The organism is Microbacterium jejuense (assembly GCF_039544225.1).
GTDB classification, from domain to species: Bacteria; Actinomycetota; Actinomycetes; order Actinomycetales; family Microbacteriaceae; genus Microbacterium; species Microbacterium jejuense.
Genome location: NZ_BAABLG010000020.1, coordinates 1 through 1,123 on the forward strand (window position 1 = coordinate 1; position 1,123 = coordinate 1,123).

1 protein-coding gene is annotated in these 1,123 nt (G+C 66.9%); it reads right to left on the bottom strand.

The annotated features are described in order from the left end of the window. Position 1: 1 nt before the first annotated feature. Positions 2-997, bottom strand: a complete 996-nt coding sequence (locus ABEA46_RS20355; RefSeq protein ID WP_345547275.1) for an IS481 family transposase — start codon at positions 995-997, stop codon at positions 2-4. Positions 998-1,123 lie beyond the last annotated feature (126 nt).

The following is a 1,123-nucleotide window of genomic DNA, read 5'->3' on the forward strand; positions in this document are numbered from 1 at the left end:
GCTAGCTGTACTGCCCAGGCAGGTTGGTTAACCGGGTGATCGGTGGGACCTTGCCGATGGCGGTGTGGGGCCGGTGGTGATTGTAGTGATGTAGCCATGCCGGTAGTGCGTTGCGGCGGGCTGATTCGGAGTTGTAGTGCCGGCTGAACGCCCATCCGTCGGCAAGGGTGCGGTGGAACCGCTCGATCTTCCCGTTCGTCTGCGGCCGGTAGGGGCGGGTCTTCTTAGGCCGGATGCCGAGCTCACTGCAGGCGTCGCGCCAGGCGTGCGATCTGTAGGCGGCACCGTTGTCGGAGAGCACCCGCTCGACGATCACGCCGCGGCTGGCGAACCATGACGTCGCCCGGCGGAGCACCCCGACAGCAGTCGCCGCGGTCTCGTCGTCATGAATCTCCGCGTAGGCGACGCGCGAGTTGTCGTCGATCACGGTGTGCACGAACGCATGCCGCATCAGCACGCCACGGTGTCTGGGGCTGCGCTCCTTGCCCGGGGTGGCGGATCGGTTCCGATCGCCCTGCTGCTTTCCGACCATCCGCCAGCCGCCGCCGTCAGGGATGTTGCCGAGCTTCTTCACGTCCACGTGGATCATCGCGCCCGGATAGGCATGCTCGTAACGGCGGATCGGCTCCCCGGTGCGCACATCGACGTGCCGCAACCGGTGCAGCCGACACCGGACGAGAACCGCATGGACGGTCGAGGCGGGCATGCCGAGCACGCCGCCGATTCCGACCGGACCGAGCCGCTTCTTCCACCGCAGATGCACGATCCGCCGCACCGTCTGCGGAGACGTCCGGTTCGGGGACCGGTGCGGGCGCGAAGACCTGTCCTGCATCCCGGCGACGCCCATCGCCGCATACCGCTCAGCCCACCGATTCGCGGTCGGCCACGAGACGTGGAAGAACACCGCCGCGTGCGCGACAGGCCACCCCTCGTCGACGATCAGCCTTCCGATCCGCAAGCGTTGGATCGGAGTCAGCGCGGCATTAGCGTGGGACATCGAGGGCCTCCTCGTCAGAACGGAACCTAAGCAGCTCCACTCCAACGCAGGAGGCCCTCTTCACACCCGAACGACTACAGCGAGTCGTCGCAGATCAACCAACGTCCCTGGGCAGTACAGCTAGCG

Coding starts and splice junctions, on each gene's coding strand:
- ABEA46_RS20355 (WP_345547275.1), bottom strand. CDS start 997: ATGTCCCACGCTAATGCCGCGCTGACTCCGATCCAACGCTTGCGGATC.